The organism is Streptomyces sp. NPDC044061, assembly GCF_056434305.1.
In genome coordinates, this window is the sequence record NZ_JBWKFL010000013.1 from 77,906 (window position 1) to 95,101 (window position 17,196).

The window sequence follows — 17,196 nt, forward strand, 5'->3', positions numbered from 1 at the left end:
AGAGCGGATCCGAGGGATCCAATGCACTGCGATCTGTGTCATGAGCGGACAGGCGGGGATGACGACCTGGGCAACCGACAGCCGTCGCCAACGGCCATGACTTCCGGAACTCGTTGGCATCCGCCATCACGATCAGGCGATCGGCGGACAAGGAAACGATCCGGTACACGCGGTCTGCACCGGCCCGGCGACCGCGTGGCGCAACAGTAGGGACATGCCCTCTGCGCGTCAATGAGCGCAGGAGTGTGCAGACCATCCATTGAGGCGGCTGGACTATGGATGAATCCACCACTTCTTGGCCGGTCGGGCGGCGGGATAGCGTCATCGTCAATTCCGCGTCGTGCGGGCCGGGCCCCCTGCCCCGAGCGACCGGAACGCCGCACTGCCGCCCCCACCCCCTGCGGCGCTGCGCCGTCGCCACCGTCCAGCCGGCCTGACCCCGGATCCGCCGACGGCAGATCTCCGCATCCCCACGCACCATCCCGCACTCACCACTCCGCACTCCCCACGATTCCCGAGCCACGAGGAGCACAGAACGTCGTGAGCGAAATCCGTACGCTGCGCAACTACATCGACGGTCGATTCGTCGACGCGAAGGACGGCCGTACGCTGCAGGTGGTCGACCCCAGCACCGGTGAGGTGTACGCGAGTTCACCGCTTTCGGGGGCGGCAGACGTGGATGCGGCGATGGCAGCCGCGGCGGCAGCCTTTCCCGCGTGGCGCGACTCCACCCCCAGCACCCGGCAGAAGCTGCTCCTGAAGATCGCGGACGCCGTCGAGGCACGCGCTGAGGAACTGGTCGAGGCGGAGTGCCGCGACACCGGCAAGCCCCGCACCCTGACCAGGACCGAAGAGATCGTTCCCATGGTCGACCAGCTGCGCTTCTTCGCGGGCGCGGCGCGTCTGCTGGAGGGAAAGGCAGCGGGGGAGTACACGGAGGGCCTGACCTCCATCATCCGGCGTGAGCCGATCGGTGTGTGCGCGCAGGTCGCGCCCTGGAACTACCCGATGATGACGGCGGTGTGGAAGTTCGCACCGGCGATCGCCGCGGGCAACACCGTGGTTCTCAAGCCGTCGGACACCACCCCCGCGTCCACGGTGCTGCTCGCCGAGATCGTCGGTGGCGCACTCGGGGAGCTGGATCTGCCCGCGGGCGTGCTCAATGTCGTGTGCGGCGACCGGGACACCGGGCGGCTCATGGTCGAGCACCCGGTTCCGGCCCTGGCCGCCATCACCGGGTCCGTACGTGCCGGCATGCAGGTCGCCCAGAGCGCCGCGAAGGACGTCAAACGCGTCCACCTGGAGCTCGGCGGCAAGGCACCCGTGGTCGTCTTCGACGACGCGGACATCGTGCAGGCCGTCGAGGGCATCACGACCGCGGGCTTCTTCAACGCCGGACAGGACTGTACGGCCGCAACCCGTGTGCTGGTCCACGAGTCCGTCCACGACGAGTTCGTCGCCGTACTGGCCAAGGCCGCCGCCGAGGTCAGGACCGGGGGCATCGACGAGGAGGGCGTGCTCTTCGGCCCGCTGAACAACGTCAACCAACTCGCCCAGGTGAGCGGCTTCGTCGACCGGCTCCCCTCGCACGCCAAGGTCGAGGCAGGCGGTCACCGCGTCGGAGACAGAGGCTATTTCTACGCCCCCACAGTCGTCTCCGGCCTCAAGCAGGACGACGAGATCATCCAGAACGAGGTCTTCGGCCCGGTCATCACCGTCCAGTCCTTCACCGACGAGGATCAGGCCGTGGAGTGGGCCAACGACGTCGACTACGCTCTTGCCTCCTCGGTCTGGACGAAGGACCACGCCCGCGCCATGCGCATGTCGAAGCGCCTCGACTTCGGCTGCGTATGGATCAACACCCACATGCTCCTCGTCGCCGAAATGCCTCACGGCGGCTACAAGAAGTCCGGCTACGGCAAGGACCTTTCGGCATACGGCTTCGAGGACTACACCCGCATCAAGCACGTCATGACAGCGCTGTGATGCCTGCCGTGCGCGGTGCGGACCGATGGACACGGCGCGGCTCGGCGCCATAGCCGAGGACGGGGTTGACCAGCGGATACTCGCCGTCCACACCGGTTCCGTCCGGGCTCACAACGTCCCGAGGGCCGGCGCCCGGGGTGCGCGACGCCGACGAACCGGTGAAACGATGAGAGAGCCGCCCGGCTGCCGAGGGACACCGGATTGCCCGGCCGCGGCTGCGCCGTCGAAGCCGAGCCGCCCCATCGGATGGTCCTCCGGCCACCGCCGCCTGGCCCGACCGGGCAGGAGATCGACATGAAAACGTTGCTCGCAGAGGTCCTCGATGCGCATGGTGGCCTCGACCGCTGGAACGCACTCACCCGGGTCCGCGCCACCATCGTCAGCGGTGGCGACATGTTCGTCATCAAGGGGATGCCGCAGGACTCCACTCCCCGGGAGATGAACGTCTGGCTGCACGAGCAGCACGCCTCCGTGATGCCGTTCGGCGCCCCGACCAGAAGACCGACTTCACGGCCGACCGAATCAGCATCGAGAGAATCGACGGCCGTGTCGTGGCCGAACGGACCCAACCGAGGAAGTCGTTCACGGGCCACGAGCTCAGTACCCCCTGGGACCCGCTGGACCGGCCTACTTCAACGGATACGCGCTGTGGACGTATCTCACGACGCCCTTCCTGCTGGCCATGCCGGGCTTCACCCTCACCGAAATCGAACCATGGCGGGAAGGAGACGAACTCTGGCGCGGCCTGCGCGCGACCTTCCCGTCCGGCATCGCCAGCCACAGCACCCAGCAGGACTTCTACTTCGGCCCCGACCACCTCCTGCGCCGGCATGACTATCACGTCGACATCGCAGGTGGTTTCGCCGCGGCGCAATACGTCCACGACATGGTGGAAGCAGACGGGATCCGCCTGCCCACCGAACGCCGGGCCTACCGAAGCGCTGCGGACGACCGCCCGATCCTGGACCAGACGATGGTCTCCATCGACATCAGCAACGCTCGGTTCACCTGACATCGCGGGCGAAGGCTTCTCCTCGTTCGAGCGTGCGTGCTTGTTGGCTGGAAAGTTCCGGTTCAGCGTGTTCGACCCCGCGGCTTCAGCGGTACGGGCGGCAGCTCGGGCGCAGGCAGCGGAGCCCCGTCGCACCCCTTCACCTCCCCGAATCTCGTCCCGCTCCGCCACTCCTCGCGAGCCTGCTCGATCTTCCCCTGCGTGCGGCGAAGTTCCACCACACCAGTGGCCTGCGCGACTGCTCCTGGTCAGCAAAAGGTCAGCATCAGTCGCGAGGAGTCGGTCGGCCGTGGCACGGGATTCGTTGGTTCGAGGGATGGGCTTTTTCTTCAAGGAGTGCGAGCATCCGCAGCCCAGGTTGGTCGAGGTGACATCACCCCTACAAGATCCGGTACTGTTCGGCGGCCGGGAAGCAGTTGGAGCCGTGAGCTGGACGATGTGATCCGGCGGCTGCTCGGACGGTGACCGGCACGTCGGCCGGCCGACGACCGTGCTCTCGCCGTGACGCATTGTCCGCACTCCGGTGGTGAGCTTGTTCCCCGCGCCCGCGTACGAGTGAGGTCAGGGTGCGGGAAGCCGGTGCTCGTGCCAGGCGCGGGCGGCGGTGGTCCGCGCTCCCGTGATGGTGTGCACGGTGAACACCAGGGCCAGCGCCCATCCCACGGAGCTGTACTCCGTGTCGGTGGCCGCCCAGGCCGCCAGGCCGATGACGGCGCTCGCGCACGGCAGCGTCCACGCGACCCAGATATCGCTGTGCTCGTACGCGACATGCTCGTACCACGTCGCACCCCAGATCAGCAGGGTGCCGACCGCCAGCCCCAGCACAGGGCTCAGCGCCACCCATCCAAGCATCGATCCGTTCGGCTTCCGCACAGCTTGCTCCCCCGAACTCGCTTCGCTGCCCCTGGTTTTGTCTCCTCAGCGTCACGCAGAACGCACTGTCGCACCAGAGTTCCGCAACCACTCATGTGGTTGCGGAGCCGACGGCACTTGAGTCGCGGTTGAGCCGCCTCGTCCGGCCCCATGTCACACTCGGCCCATGCTCCACAGGCGTGCTGATCAATTTCTGATCGAACGGACAAAACAAATTCGCAGGGGACTCATGGGAACCCCATTGGTTCCCTTGGCGGACGAGCAGTGCGACATCGTCGCCAAGCTGGAATTCTGCAATCCCGCCGGAAGTACCAAGGACCGTTCGGCACTGTGGATTCTGGAACGAGCGATCGGCCGAGGGGAGATAACGCACGACACCACGGTGGTCGAATCGTCGTCCGGCAATTTTGCGCTGGCTCTTGCTTTCTACTGCCGTATGCTCGGCCTGTCGTTCGTTCCGGTGATCGATCCGAACTGCAACGAGGCCACCGAGGCCCAACTCCGTTTACTGTGCGAGCGGGTGGAGAAGGTCTCCATCCGTGACACGGCGGGCAGCTACCTGAAGTCGCGGCTGTCCCGGGTACAGGAACTGCTGGTCGACCTCGACTCGGCGTACTGGCCCAACCAGTACGCCAATCCGGATGCCCGTGACGCGCACTACCGCTTCACCGCGGGTGAACTGATCGCGCAGGCGGGCCCGCTCGACTACCTCTTCGTCGGCGTGGGTACGGGCGGCACGATCGCCGGGCTCTCCCACCGGATCAAGGAGACCTACCCGCGCTGCGTGATCGTCGCCGTCGACACCGAAGGCTCGGTGATCTTCGGAGGGCCGCCGAAGAAGCGGCGTATCCCCGGCATCGGCTCCAGCATCGTGCCTCCGCTGTGCGGTGAGGCGCTGATCGACCAGGTCGAGATCATCTCCGAGATGCGCGCCGTCGAGGCCTGCGGCGTCCTGGTAGCCAAGTACGGTCTGTACGCGGGCGGTTCGACCGGCAGCAGCTATGCCGCCGTCCAGGACCACTTCGCTCGCCACCGTCCCGGCGCACGCCGTCCCCGGGTCGCCTTCATCGCCGCCGACCGCGGCCAGGCATACGCCCAGACCGTCTACAACCCCGCGTGGGTCCAGCAGTTGCGCTCGGAAGCGGTAGAGGCATCCGGCGTCGAAGCCCTGGCCGTCAACTGAAGGAGAAGCACTCCGTGTCCACCCTGGCTCCACCGCCCATGACCGTCATCGGCGCGGGCGACATCGCCGCCGAGACGGACGGTCACCGTCCGGAGCTCCTCGAGGTCGTCCGTTCCGCCTACCTCGCGCATGACGCCGGACAGAGCTCGAACCCGCACAGCTCGTTCCTGCGCTTCCCGCACCAGAACCGGTCGCGCATCATCTCCCTGCCGGCCTATCTGGGAGGCGAGTTCGAGGTCGCCGGCAACAAGTGGATCGCCAGCTTTCCGGACAACACGAAGTACGGAATCCCGCGCGCCTCGGCCACGCTGATCCTCAACGACTGTGTCACCGGCTACCCGTTCGCCTGCATGGAGTCCTCGATCGTCTCGGCGACGCGGACGGCGGGCTCGGCGGTGCTCGGCGCGCAGACGCTGCTCGGCGCGCGTCGTGCCCGCAGAGTCGGCATCGTGGGCACGGGTCTGATCGCCCAGCACGTATGGCGGTTCCTGCGTGATCTCGACTGGGAGATCGACGCCTTCCGGCTCTTCGACCTCGACCAGGCGGCGGCGAGCCGCTTCGGTGCCGTCATGGCCGAGCACACCGGGGCCGAGATCGTGGTCGCCGACACGGTGGAGGACGCGTTCACCGACTGCGACCTGGTGTTGCTGGCCACCGTGGCCGGCGAGCCACACCTGCACGACCCCCGGCTGCTGGCCCACAACCCGGTGGTCCTGCACCTGTCCCTGCGCGACCTGGCCCCCGAAATGATCCTCGCTGCCCAGAACGTCACCGACGACGTCGACCACGCCGTACGCGAGCGCACCTCGCTGCACCTGACCGAACAGCGCACCGGCAACCTGGACTTCGTCGATGGCACCCTCGGCGACCTGCTGCGCGGGCGGCTGCGCCGGGACCAGGGCCGCCCGGCGATCTTCTCGCCGTTCGGACTCGGCGTACTCGACCTCGCCGTCGGCAAGTGGGTGCACGACCGGGTCGTCGCCGCGGGCAGAGGCCACCACGAGAGCGACTTCTTCACCGGGGTGGGGGTCTGACGCATGAGCGCCTCACCCGCACCGGGCCCCGCCGGGGACCGGTACGTCGTCGTGGTGAACCACGAGGACCAGTACTCGGTCTGGTTCGCCGACCGTGCCCTGCCCGCCGGCTGGACCGCCACCGGTGCGCAGGGCACCCGCCAGGAGTGCCTGGACCACATCGAGCAGGTCTGGACCGATCTGACCCCGCGCTCCGCACGAGCGTCCCGATGACGGCCCCTGGCCTCGCAGCGTCCTGGCTGCGCGGGCTCGGCAGCCGTGAACTCACCGCGCGGCGACGCCTGTTCGTCTTCCCGCACGCCGGAGCCGGCGCCTCCTCCTACCGGCTGGCGGCGTACCTGCCGGACACCGTGGAAGTCTGTACGGTCCAGTTGCCCGGCCGGGAGAACCGTTTCACCGATCCGGCCCTGACATCCATGGACGAGGCCGTGGCAGCGCTGGCGCCGCTCATCGCGGAACACATGGACCTGCCGTACGCCTTCTTCGGGCACAGCATGGGCTCCCTGATCGCCTTCGAGACGGCCCGGGAGCTGCGCCAGGTCGGCACGCGCCTGCCTGACCGCCTGTTCCTGTCGGGCATGCGCGCCCCCGGCCTGCCGGACCGCGACCCGCGGCACACGCTGCCGGACGACGAGCTGCTCGCCACAGCCGAGTTCGACGACCTGGACGCCGAGTTGCAGGAGCTGCTGCTGCCCATGCTGCGCGCGGACCTGACGCTGTGCGAGACGTACACGCACCGGGCCGGGGCACCCCTGCCCTGCCCGCTGACCGTTCTGGCCGGCTCGGACGACAACAGCGTCGACGAGGCGGAGCTCGACGGCTGGCGCGAGCACACCTCGGCTGACTTCGAACTGCACCTGTTCCCGGGTGCCCCCCACCTGTATGTGCGCGGCGCGGAACGACAGCTGGCAGAGACGATCACACGCGCCTTCCCCGCACGGGGCTGAGAAAGGATCCGTTCATGGCGCCGACCACCCTGGTCGCACTGTGGGAGCGGCAGGCAGCCGCGACACCCGACGCGGTCGCCGTCGTCGTGGGAGCACACCGCGCGACCTACGCCGACGTGGACCGCCGGGCCACGGCACTCGCCGCGGAGCTGCAGGCACGTGGCATCGGACCCGAGAACCTGGTCGGCGTCTGCCTCGGCCGCTCGGTGGAGATGGTCGTGGCCCTGCTCGGCATCCTGAAGTCGGGTGCCGCGTACCTGCCCCTCGACCCGGGCTACCCGGCCGACCGGCTGCGGCACATGACCACCGACGCGGGGGCCGCGCTGTGGCTGTGCGACGCGGACGGCCGCGCGCAGGCCCTGGCGTCCGGCGTGACCGACGTCCTGCTGGCCGAGGAGTTCCCCTCGGAACCTGGCGCACCCGTGGCCCAGGTGGCGCGTCCGCACCACCTGGCCTACGTCATCTACACCTCCGGATCGACCGGCCTGCCCAAAGGCGTGGCCGTCGACCACGCGGCGATCACCTCGTTCCTGCGCAGTGTGGGCGAACGCCCCGGCCTCGGGGCGGACGACCGGGTCCTCGCACTGACCCCGCTGTCGTTCGACATCTCCATACTGGAGCTGTTCCTGCCGCTGACCCGGGGGGCGACGGTGGTGATGGCCCCGCGCGCCGCCAACACCGACCCCGAGCTGCTGGCCGCCACCATCGCCGAGGCGGGTGTGAGCGTCGTCCAGGCGACCCCGACCACCTGGCGGATGCTGCTGGCGTCCGGCTGGACGGACGGGCACGGCCGGGTACTGCTGTCGGGCGGGGAACCGCTCGATCCGCCGCTGGCCCGCGACCTGCGCGCCACCGGCGGCACCCTGTGGAACCTGTACGGGCCGACCGAAGCGACGGTGTGGGCCACCGCGGCCCGCGTCGACGCCGTGACCGACCGGGTCACAGTCGGCACGGCCCTTTCCAACACCCGGCTGCACGTCGTGGACGAGGGTGGACGGGAGGCCGGCCCGGGAGTCACCGGCGAGCTGTGGATCGGTGGCGCGGGTGTGGCGCGCGGCTACCTCAACCGGCCCGCGCTGACCGCCGACCGGTTCGTGCCCGACCCGTTCGGGGACGCTTCCGGGCGCCTGTACCGGACCGGCGACCTCGCCCGGTGGTCCGACGACGGCACCCTCGAGGTGCTGGGCCGTGACGACCACCAGGTCAAGGTGCGCGGTTTCCGCATCGAGCTCGGCGAGATCGAGGCCTGTGTGCGCAGTCATCCCCTCGTCACGGACGCGGTGGTGGTCGTCGACCTTGACGCAGCGGGCGGTGACCAGTTGGTGGCGTACCTCGTGCCCGCGCACGACGCGCGGAACTCGTCCGATGACCTGCCCCGCCAGGTCCGTGACCATCTCGCACGGCGGCTTCCCGCCCACATGGTGGCCCAAGGCTACGCGGTGCTCGACGCCCTCCCTCGGACGCCCGCGGGCAAGGCCGACCGCGGCGCCGTGCGGCGGATCCCCTACAGCCCGGTGAGGGCAGGCGGCCCGGTACTCGACGATGCCCTGCTGCCGCCGCACACCACGGCGGTGCGCCGGGTGTGGGCCGAAGTGCTCGGGCTCGACGACGTGTCCCCGTACGACGACTTCTTCGGCCTGGGTGGCCAGTCGCTCACCGCGGTGCGGGCCGTCGCCCGGCTGCGTGCGGAGCTCGGCGTACCGGTCGACGCCCAGTCGGTCTTCGCCCGTCCGACACCCGCCGCGCTCGCCGCCGCCCTGGACGACCTGGAGCCCTTGGACGACGAGCCGATCCCCGCGGCCGCGACCGTCGAACTCTCTTTCGGCCAAGAGCGGATCTGGTTCTTCGAGCAGCTGAACGACTCGGTGCCCGCGTACCATCTGCCGGTCGTCCTGGGCATGTCCGGCGGCGCACGCTTCGACCTGACGCTGCTGCAGGACTGCCTGACCGCGCTGGTGCGAAGGCACCCGGCGCTGCGTACGGCCGTCGTAGCCGTCGCCGGCCGGGGCCTGCCCGAACCGCATGAGCCGGGACCGGTGCCGCTGCGCCGCATCGAGGTCGCCGAAGAGGACCTGGACGCGCTGCTGACCGAGCGGATCCGCGCCCCCTTCGCCCTCGGGCGGCCACCGCTGCTGCGCGCGGACGTGCTGGGCACCCCTAGTCGTGACGTCATGTTGCTGACGTTTCATCACATAGCCTGCGACGGAACGTCGGTTGACCTGATGGTGCGGGAACTGGGCGAGCTCTACACGGAGCTCGCCGCCGGCCGTCGCCCCGACCCGGCACGGCTGCCTGTGACGTACGCCGACTACGCGGCCTGGCAGCGCGAGCGACTCACCGGTGCCGAGCTGGAGCGGCTGCTCATCCACTGGCGCACCCGGCTGTCCGGAGTGCCCGTCCTGGAGCTGCCCGCGAGCCGCCCCCGGCCCGCCGTCGCGAGCCACCGTGGCCGCCGCGAACTGCTGTGCGTCCCAGCCGACTTGGCGCAGCGGCTGCGCACACTGTGCCGGGCCGAGGGCGTCACCCTGTTCATGGGTCTGCTGGCCCCGTTGCAGGTGCTGCTCGGTCGGTACGCCGATGAGAGCGATGTCGCCGTGGGCACCCTGACAGGCGGCCGGCCACGCCCCGAACTGGACGATGTGGTCGGCTACTTCGTGAACACCGTCGTCCTGCGCACCGACCTGTCCGGCGACCCGACCTGGCGCGAGCTGCTCGGCCGGGTCCGCGAGGTCACGCGGCAGGCGTACGCGCACCAGGAGCTGCCCTTCGAGAAGCTGGTGGCGGAGCTGAGCCCTGAGCGCGACCTGAGCCGCAACCCGCTCTTCCAGGTGCTCTTCGCCCTGCACGAGGAGCCGAGGGGCGGGCACCTGCCCGAACTGTACGACCGCAAGGAACTGGAGGGACGGCTCGGCACCGCCCGATTCGACCTCGCCCTCGACGTGACGGACCACGCCACCGGGGCCGGTGACCTCAGCATCTCCGTCGAGTACGCCACCGACCTGTTCGACGCGGACTTTGCCCGGGGCCTCGGCCGGCACTTCCTGCGGGTGATCGAGCAGATGGTCTCCGACGCCACGTCCCGACTGTCCGAACTGGAGATCGTCTCGGCCGACGAACTGCGTGCCGTCTCCCTCGGCAACAGCGCCGAGCCGCTGCCCGAGCCGACCACCCTGGTCCGCCTGTGGGACCGCCAGGTGCGGACGACATCGGACGCGGTCTGTGTCGTGGGCGATGGCCGGTCGCTGACGTTCGCCGAGATCGACGCGCGGGCCAGCGCGCTGGCCCACGAGCTGCGTGCCAGGGGAGTGCGTCCCGAAAGCCTGGTCGCGGTCTGTCTGGAGCGCTCGGTGGAGCTGGTGGTCGCCCTGCTCGGCGTGCTGAAGGCGGGCGGCGCCTATGTGCCGTTCGACCCCGGTTACCCGACGGACCGGCTGCGGTACCTGCTCGCCGACTCGGGCGTACAGCTGGTCGTCGCCGACCCGGAGCACCCCACCTCGGTCCTGTTCGGCGACGGCGTCCGGCTCGTGGCGGTGGACCAGGAGCCCGGGGCGGACCCCGGGCCGGCCGAGGAGGCACAGCCGCACCACCTCGCCTACGTGATCTACACGTCCGGCTCGACCGGCAACCCCAAGGGTGTGGCGATCACCCACGCCAACATCACCGGGTTCCTGGAGTGGAACCAGCGGCTGTGCCGACTCAGCGGGCGGGACCGGGCCCTGCTCAACCACTCGGTGGCGTTCGACAACTCGGTCTGGGAGATCTTCCAGTGCCTGCTGTCCGGCGCCGAACTGCACCTGGCTAGCCCCACCGCCGCCTACGACCCCGAGGAGTTCCTGCGGGAAGTCGCCGAGCGCGGCATCACCACGCTCAACGCGACGCCCTCGCAGATGCGGATCCTGCTGGAGTCCGGTACGGATCCCGCTCCGCGACTCGCCTCCGTACGCCTGGTGTTCACCGGGGCCGAGGCCGTGCCGCACGACGTCGCCCGCCGCATCCTGTCTTCCACGGCGCCGGGATGTCAGGTCTTCAACGAGTACGGGCCCACCGAAGCGACCGTCACCTCGGCGTACTGCCCGATCACCGAGGAGTCGCTCGATCGGCACAGCCACCTCGCGAGCGTCCCGTTCGGCCGGGCGACGGACAACGCGCACCTCTACGTGCTGGACCAGCGGCTGCGCCCGGTCGTCCCGGGCTGTCGCGGGGAGCTTTACGTCGGCGGCAGCGCGGTCGGTCGCGGCTATCTCGGCAGGCCGGCCCGCACAGCCGCGGCGTACCTGCCTGACCCGTACGCCGCGAAGCCCGGCGCACGTATGTACGCCACGGGTGATGTGGTCCGGCTGCTGCCCGATGGGAATCTGGTCTTTCTCGGCCGCAACGACCATCAGGTCAAGGTGCGCGGCTTCCGCATCGAGCTCGGCGAGATCGAGGCCGCGCTCCAGAGCCACCCCGCGCTGGCCGACTGCGTGGTGGCCGTGCGCCGACTCGGCGCCGTTGCGGACCAGCTTGCGGCCTACCTGATCCTCGAGCTCCCCGACCGACCCGCCCCTGACCCGGCGGAGGTGCGCGCCCATCTGGCGGAGCGGCTTCCGCCGTACATGCTGCCGCAGAGCTATACCGTGATCGCCGACATCCCCCTCACCCCGAACGGCAAGGTCGACCGGAACGCACTGCCCGACCCACGCCCGGCGTCCGACCAGGCACCTGCCACCCGTCGGAACCTCACCAAGCAGCAGCTGCTCGTCGCCGACGTGTGGCGGGAGTGCCTGGGCATCGAGGACGATTTCGGCCCACAGGACGGCTTCTTCGACGTGGGCGGCTCCTCGTTGATCATCACCATGGTCGCGAGCCGACTCGGCGAGCGGCTCGGGCGCCGGGTCTCGCCGGTCCTCCTGTTCAGCAACCCCACCGTTGCGGGTCTCGCAGAGGCCTTGGAGGCGGACGCGAGGCAATGAGCAGCGCAAGCGGCACCAGCGTCGTTCCGGTCGATCCCCGTTCGCAGGGGCACGCACCGAAGCAGGCGCTCCTGAACCGCGGCTGCGCCGTCGTCCTCGTTCGGAGCACGGCGCAGCCGCAGCCGTGGCCGCGAGACCGCGCGGTGCGACGGGCTGAACGACTGGCACTGAACCTCTGGCGCCGTTCCCGAGGAGTCGGCGCCCGCGGCCGGCCGTGGCTCGAACCCCGCAGAACGGCTGTCGCCTCCGCCTTTCGGCAAGGAGCCGATCCCCTCCCGCTGCCGCCCGGTCCACGCCGGACACACCCTGCCATCCGTGTGTGCCACTGGCCGCTCGGCGAGACGGGCCGTTCCTCACTGTCGTGCGCGCTGTTCGCGGCTCCGCGTCCTTGGCGCGGATGCGGGCAGCGCGGCTGACCTCCCCGTCCCAGGTTGGCATGCCGCCCGGCACCGGAGGCGCCGTCGGCCGTCAGGGTGGCATCGCGCTCGGCGGAGAGCGGCTCGGCGAGCCGATGCCGACCGGGACGCGGCATGGGGCTGCGGCCGCGGGCCGACGAATGGCCGAACGGCGAACGGTGAACGGCGAACGGTGAACACGGGCAACTCGTCCGCCGCCCGGTGTGCTGCCGGACGGCGGACGGCGTTGGGCTCGGTGCGGCTCAACAGGCGTGGCCAGGTTCAGTCGACGGGGTCGCCTCCGAACTGTTCCACGGGGGTGGTGTCCCCGGCTGGTGCGGCCTGGCCCGTGCCGGCGGGCGGCCGGTCGAGCCCGATCACGAGCGGTACGGCCAGCACGCTGAGCGCGGCGAGGAACATCCAGGGCAGCGCCGCACCGCCCTCCAGCAGCGCTGTGAGCAGCGCCGGGGCGACGGCAGCACCGATCGACCAGGACATCTGGTAGACGCCCAGATAGCGGCCCCGCAGATGTTCCGGTGCCATCACCACGCTCAGTTCGCTGGTCGGCGGCGAGCCGAGCATCTCGCCCACGGTGTAGAGCACCATCGCGATCAACAGCCCGACGACCACCGCCCAGCCGGGCAGCACGAGCAGCGTGCCGAAGACGACGAACGACGCCGCGTTGAACAGCAGGGCCAGCACCAGCACCGTCACCGGGCTGCGGGACTCGATCCACCGGCTGGCGAGCGTCTGGAGCAGTGCGACCATGGCCGTGTTCAGTACGACGATCACACCGACGATCCAGGCGCTGACAGCGAGGTTGTCCACTGCGTAGACGGCAAGCAGCACGGAGATCACCGTGGAGGCGAAGACGAAGGAGATGTTCGTCGCGACCAGCCGCAGGTACCGGGTGTCCTTCAGTACGGTGAGATAGCCGGCCGAGGGCTGTCCGGTGGTTTCGCCCGCTGCCTGCTCCGGCCGGACGGGCTTCGGCTCGTCGGGCTCGGCGCCGGCCGCCTCGCTCGTGTCCGCGCCCCGCAAGGTGAGAACGAGCCAGCCCGCGACGGCGAAGGTGACCGCGTTGATCACCATGACCGTCCGCAGCCCGGCGACGGTTCCGATACTCAGGGCCACCGCGGACACGACGCCGCCGAAACCGACGCCGACGTTACGCATGGCGCGCACGAACCCGAACCAGCGGGCCCGCTCGACGCCCCGGGCGACCAGCACGGTGAGTGGACTGTTGCCCATCCAGAAGGCGGTGGAGCCCAGTTGCACCACGAACTGCCACAACACGATCTGCCAGGCCGCGTGCGAGAACTGGAAACCGATGAATCCAGCCACCGATACCCAGTTGCCCCAGCCGACCACGATGCGCGGACCGTACTTGTCCAGCTGGTGCCCGATGATGAGCGGAAAGGGCAGGGCGAGCAGTTGGCCGGCGGTGAGCGTGGCACCGACGGCGACCAGTGACAGCGTCGTCGTCTTCACGAAGAAGACGACGGTGAACGCCACCACCAACCCGTTTCCCAGGCTGTCGATCAGGTTGGCCGTGACGAAACGGCCTTTCCCGTTGAGGTTCGGCAGACCCCAGGCCGTCTGGAACCGCTGCCACGCCGAAGGTGCGGGTGACTGCTGCGGCATCACGACTTCTTCCCTTTACTTCGTCGCACCGGCGGGCAGCTCGCTCTGGTAGAAGACGGCCGCGCTGCACGCCTTGGCATGCGATGCGATGGAGATGATGCCGCCCGAACCGGCCGGTACCACTTTGGCGTAGGATCCGGCACAACCGTCCGGGGTGTAGAACAGGCCATAGGCCGCATGCCATTCCTCGGTTTCCCCGGATACCGGGTCCACCACGAGTTCAGACCGCGGCAACACCCTCTGCTGCACGATGCATCCTTCTTCGGCGTAGTTCTCCAGAGCCCGCCGCCAGGTGGCGTCGTCCGTTTCCCAGCCCACCACGACGCCTACTCCGCCGCCGCGCCCGTTGACCTTCAGGATCAACTGTTCGCGCCGCGCCAGGCATTCGTCGACGAGGTCGGTGTCGGCCTTGAGGGCATCAGTGTTGATCAGGCGGGTCCAGGGCAGCACCCGGTCGACGAGCCGGCACTCGTCCTCGCTGAAGGTGCGCCGCCACGCCGGGTCCGAAAGCAGTGCCATACAGGCCTTGTTGGCGAACACATTGCTGGAGAGCGGGGTCCACAGCAATGTCCTTCCCGTCCGGTGCGCGCGGAGCAGGGGTGCGATCAGGTCCCAGCCGCCGGGCTCCTCGGCGATCTGGTCCGGGACGAAGGCGCGGTAGACCACGTCGATCTTCTTGTCCCCGAGGTAGAGCGCCCCATCGCGTTCGTGCACATCGGAGACCTCGGCCAGCAGGATGTCGAAACCCGCCGAGCGCAGTGCGGACTGGAAGTTGAGCCAGAGCTCGCCGTAGTCCGTCATTCCGCCACGCCATTCGAGCATGGCCACCACCGGCTCGCGGCCGGGTGCCACCCGAGCGCCGAAGCGGCGCAGCGCCTCGACCACGGCGCGAATGGGATGCACATAGCCGAGCCGGTGCCGGCGCGCGAAGTCGGCGAAGGCATCGACCTCCATCGTCGCCTGGGACATCTCACTCGCGAGAGCCCAGCCGCCGGACTCGCTCCCCAGATTCGTCTCAAGGAGCTTGAACGAGGTGCCGTCGTGGTACATGTCGGCCCGGCCGAAGGAGGGGGGCACCAGGTCGCCGAACCGCCGAATCGCCTCCCAGCGGCCGTCGGTGATGCCGAGCACGTTTCGGAAAGCGTTCAGATCGCCGCCGAACATACGGTCCGGCAAGGAAAAGAGAATGTCGATGAGGTGCTGCAGGTCATCGGAGAATTCGCGAAGCTCTCGCTCGGCGACGAAGAGGGGCCTGGCCAGGTACTCGCCGTGCCAAGGTACGAGCGTCGGGAAGTTCCTGACGTGCTGAGCGACCGCGGGCAGGTCGCTGCCCGGCGCGCGGAACTCCTTGTTGTACTGGGCCGTTACCCGCTCCGCCGACATGTGATCTCCGCTCCTGCTCGCTGGTGACCGAGCCCCTCGGTCCGCGAAGGCCACTGTTCCACTCCGGTCCCCGTCGCGACTCAATTGGGGCTCAATTGGGGCTCATTTGCCGACCGTTGGCCCCTTCGGACTGTGAGCACCTGTGTTAGGAATGGAATTCTTGAACCCCCAGAAAAGGCCGCCGGCGATGATTTGAACAAGCTGGAAACGAAACCCCTGGACATTTCCCCAGCTGCTCTCGAACATCTCCGCGGCAGCGACGGAAACGGCCCTCGGCGCGGCGGCAGAAGCCTTTCGGGCAGCCGCCGGGATGCTGCTGCCGCCCTGGAGTCGCCGGTCGCGGTCGGCGACGGCCTCACCATCGGTTCAGATCAGCCACGTCAACCGCTCGCCGCGCAGGTTCGGACAGCGCCTGCGTGAGATGTGCGGCACATTCAGCGTCCGATCGCGCAGCGACTTCGCGGGCACGGTCAGGCAGAGACTATGGAGGCGCCATGACCGCCACGACGGACACGTTCGCCGACGCCGTCGGAGGGCTCGGGGACACCGAGTGGGACCGGCTCGCCGACGGCAGGTTCTACTCGTCGGCGCTGTGGCTGCGGGTGTGCGCCCTCGACCCCGGGGCGGTCTCCGGCGGACTGCACGTGCAGACCCCGGGCGGTGGCCGGGCCGCGATTCCCGTGGCAGCGGTGACCGAGGAGCCCAACCCGGATTTGCGGTGGCACGACCTGCTTGCCGCGCGCGGCCTGACGGCGCCCGAGCCGGGCGGCCTGCTCATCGGCCAGCGTCGCGGCTACCTGGCGCACCTGCTGACGAGTGAGGGTACCGATCGGACCGAGGCCGCCGCCGAAGTGCTCGGCGCGGTCCGTGCGCTGCGCTCACCATTGCACGAGGACGCGAAGATCGCCCGCGTGGCGATGTACCTGACCACCGAGGACGTGAAGGCGTTGCGAGCGGCGGGGGTACGGACCGCCCCGGTCGCGCTGAAGACCGACGCCTGGATCGAGATCCCGCCCGGCGGCTTCCCTGCCTGGCTGGAATCGCTGTCGGCGCACCGGGCCCGTCGTATCCGTAGCGAGATAAGGAAGTTCGAGAAGGTCGGATACGAGCTGGAGCACCGGACGCTCGCCGAGTCCTGGCAGGACGTCGCCCAGCTGCTGGCCCGTTCGCTGCTGCGCTACGGCAGAACCGTCGACGCCGCCCCGATGGCCGAGTCCTTCCGCAAGCAGGGTGAACTCGCCGGTTCACGCGCCCAGGTGGTGCTGTGCTCGCGCCCCGGCGAACCGCCCGTCGGCTTCTGCATGTACTACCGCCGGGGCGACACCGTGTACCTGCGGGCGCTGGGCCTCGACCACGACCGACTCGCCTCGGCCGCCGAGTACTTCAACCTCACCTACTACATGGCGGCGCGCCTGCCGGGAGTGCGCTGGGTGCACGCGGGCACCGAGACCGCGGAAGGAAAGGCCCTGCGCGGCGCGAGGCTCCGGCCGCTGTGGCTGCTGGACCTGTCCGAGGACAGCCCGCTGACCGGGTACGACGAGGAGATCCGCGCGCACAACCACGCCCTGCTCGCCCGTCTGCGCGACTCCTCGCCCGCGGTTTCCGGCGCCCTGGAGTACGAGCTCTGGGAGCCGTACTGCTGAGGCCGACCGCCGCCGAGGCAAGCGGAGTTCTCTGACGCCGCGGACCGGGGCGGCTCCTGTGGGAATCCAACCAGGAGACGGGCCGGGTCCACGGAAATGGCCCCACTCTCATCTCTTGGTGCTTACTGTCTCGTCCTTTTACCA

At 69.4% G+C, this 17,196-nt stretch carries 11 protein-coding genes and 1 pseudogene; 8 read left to right on the top strand and 4 right to left on the bottom strand.

The window, feature by feature from the left end:
- The first annotated feature begins 540 nt into the window (after positions 1-540).
- Together AC07CM_RS22090 and AC07CM_RS22095 are read left to right on the top strand one after the other, a co-directional pair.
- Entirely contained in the window at positions 541-1,986 is a 1,446-nt protein-coding gene (locus tag AC07CM_RS22090) for a gamma-aminobutyraldehyde dehydrogenase (protein WP_478878131.1), read from the top strand.
- Between the two features lie 682 nt (positions 1,987-2,668).
- A complete protein-coding gene (locus AC07CM_RS22095) occupies positions 2,669-2,998 on the top strand; it encodes a hypothetical protein (protein WP_478878132.1) in 330 nt (109 codons plus the stop codon).
- A gap of 62 nt (positions 2,999-3,060) precedes the next feature.
- On the opposite strand, the pseudogene AC07CM_RS22100 reads toward AC07CM_RS22095, so the two are convergent.
- Both AC07CM_RS22100 and AC07CM_RS22105 read right to left on the bottom strand, forming a co-directional pair.
- Positions 3,061-3,204: pseudogene (locus AC07CM_RS22100) on the bottom strand (pirin family protein); the annotation flags it as partial.
- Between the two features lie 355 nt (positions 3,205-3,559).
- Complete coding sequence (locus tag AC07CM_RS22105; protein WP_478878133.1) at positions 3,560-3,838, bottom strand: hypothetical protein; 279 nt, start codon at positions 3,836-3,838, stop codon at positions 3,560-3,562.
- A 199-nt stretch (positions 3,839-4,037) separates the two neighbouring features.
- Between AC07CM_RS22105 and sbnA the strand changes: the two genes are divergently transcribed.
- The 5 genes from sbnA to AC07CM_RS22130 are packed head-to-tail and all read left to right on the top strand — an operon-like array spanning position 4,038 to position 11,987.
- Positions 4,038-5,054, top strand: a complete 1,017-nt coding sequence (gene sbnA / locus AC07CM_RS22110) for a 2,3-diaminopropionate biosynthesis protein SbnA (RefSeq protein WP_478878134.1) — start codon at positions 4,038-4,040, stop codon at positions 5,052-5,054.
- Between the two features lie 38 nt (positions 5,055-5,092).
- The gene (gene sbnB, locus AC07CM_RS22115; RefSeq protein WP_478878310.1) at positions 5,093-6,088 is read left to right on the top strand and encodes a 2,3-diaminopropionate biosynthesis protein SbnB; all 996 of its coding nucleotides are present in this window, start codon (positions 5,093-5,095) and stop codon (positions 6,086-6,088) included.
- A gap of 3 nt (positions 6,089-6,091) precedes the next feature.
- Positions 6,092-6,301: an MbtH family protein gene (locus AC07CM_RS22120; RefSeq protein WP_478878135.1), complete on the top strand. Its 210-nt coding sequence runs from the start codon at positions 6,092-6,094 to the stop codon at positions 6,299-6,301.
- The gene (locus AC07CM_RS22125) at positions 6,298-7,035 is read left to right on the top strand and encodes a thioesterase II family protein (protein ID WP_478878136.1); all 738 of its coding nucleotides are present in this window, start codon (positions 6,298-6,300) and stop codon (positions 7,033-7,035) included. Before AC07CM_RS22120 ends, AC07CM_RS22125 begins: the two co-directional genes overlap by 4 nt.
- A gap of 14 nt (positions 7,036-7,049) precedes the next feature.
- Positions 7,050-11,987, top strand: a complete 4,938-nt coding sequence (locus AC07CM_RS22130) for an amino acid adenylation domain-containing protein (protein ID WP_478878137.1) — start codon at positions 7,050-7,052, stop codon at positions 11,985-11,987.
- Between the two features lie 677 nt (positions 11,988-12,664).
- On the opposite strand, the gene AC07CM_RS22135 is transcribed toward AC07CM_RS22130, so the two are convergent.
- Both AC07CM_RS22135 and AC07CM_RS22140 read right to left on the bottom strand, forming a co-directional pair.
- Complete coding sequence (locus tag AC07CM_RS22135; RefSeq protein WP_478878138.1) at positions 12,665-14,026, bottom strand: MFS transporter; 1,362 nt, start codon at positions 14,024-14,026, stop codon at positions 12,665-12,667.
- A gap of 15 nt (positions 14,027-14,041) precedes the next feature.
- Positions 14,042-15,409, bottom strand: coding sequence for a hypothetical protein (locus AC07CM_RS22140; protein WP_478878139.1), 1,368 nt, complete (start codon positions 15,407-15,409; stop codon positions 14,042-14,044).
- 494 nt (positions 15,410-15,903) lie between these two features.
- Here AC07CM_RS22140 and AC07CM_RS22145 point away from each other — a divergent pair, with 494 nt between their 5' ends.
- The gene (locus tag AC07CM_RS22145) at positions 15,904-17,052 is read left to right on the top strand and encodes a GNAT family N-acetyltransferase (protein WP_478878140.1); all 1,149 of its coding nucleotides are present in this window, start codon (positions 15,904-15,906) and stop codon (positions 17,050-17,052) included.
- The last annotated feature ends 144 nt before the right edge of the window (positions 17,053-17,196 follow it).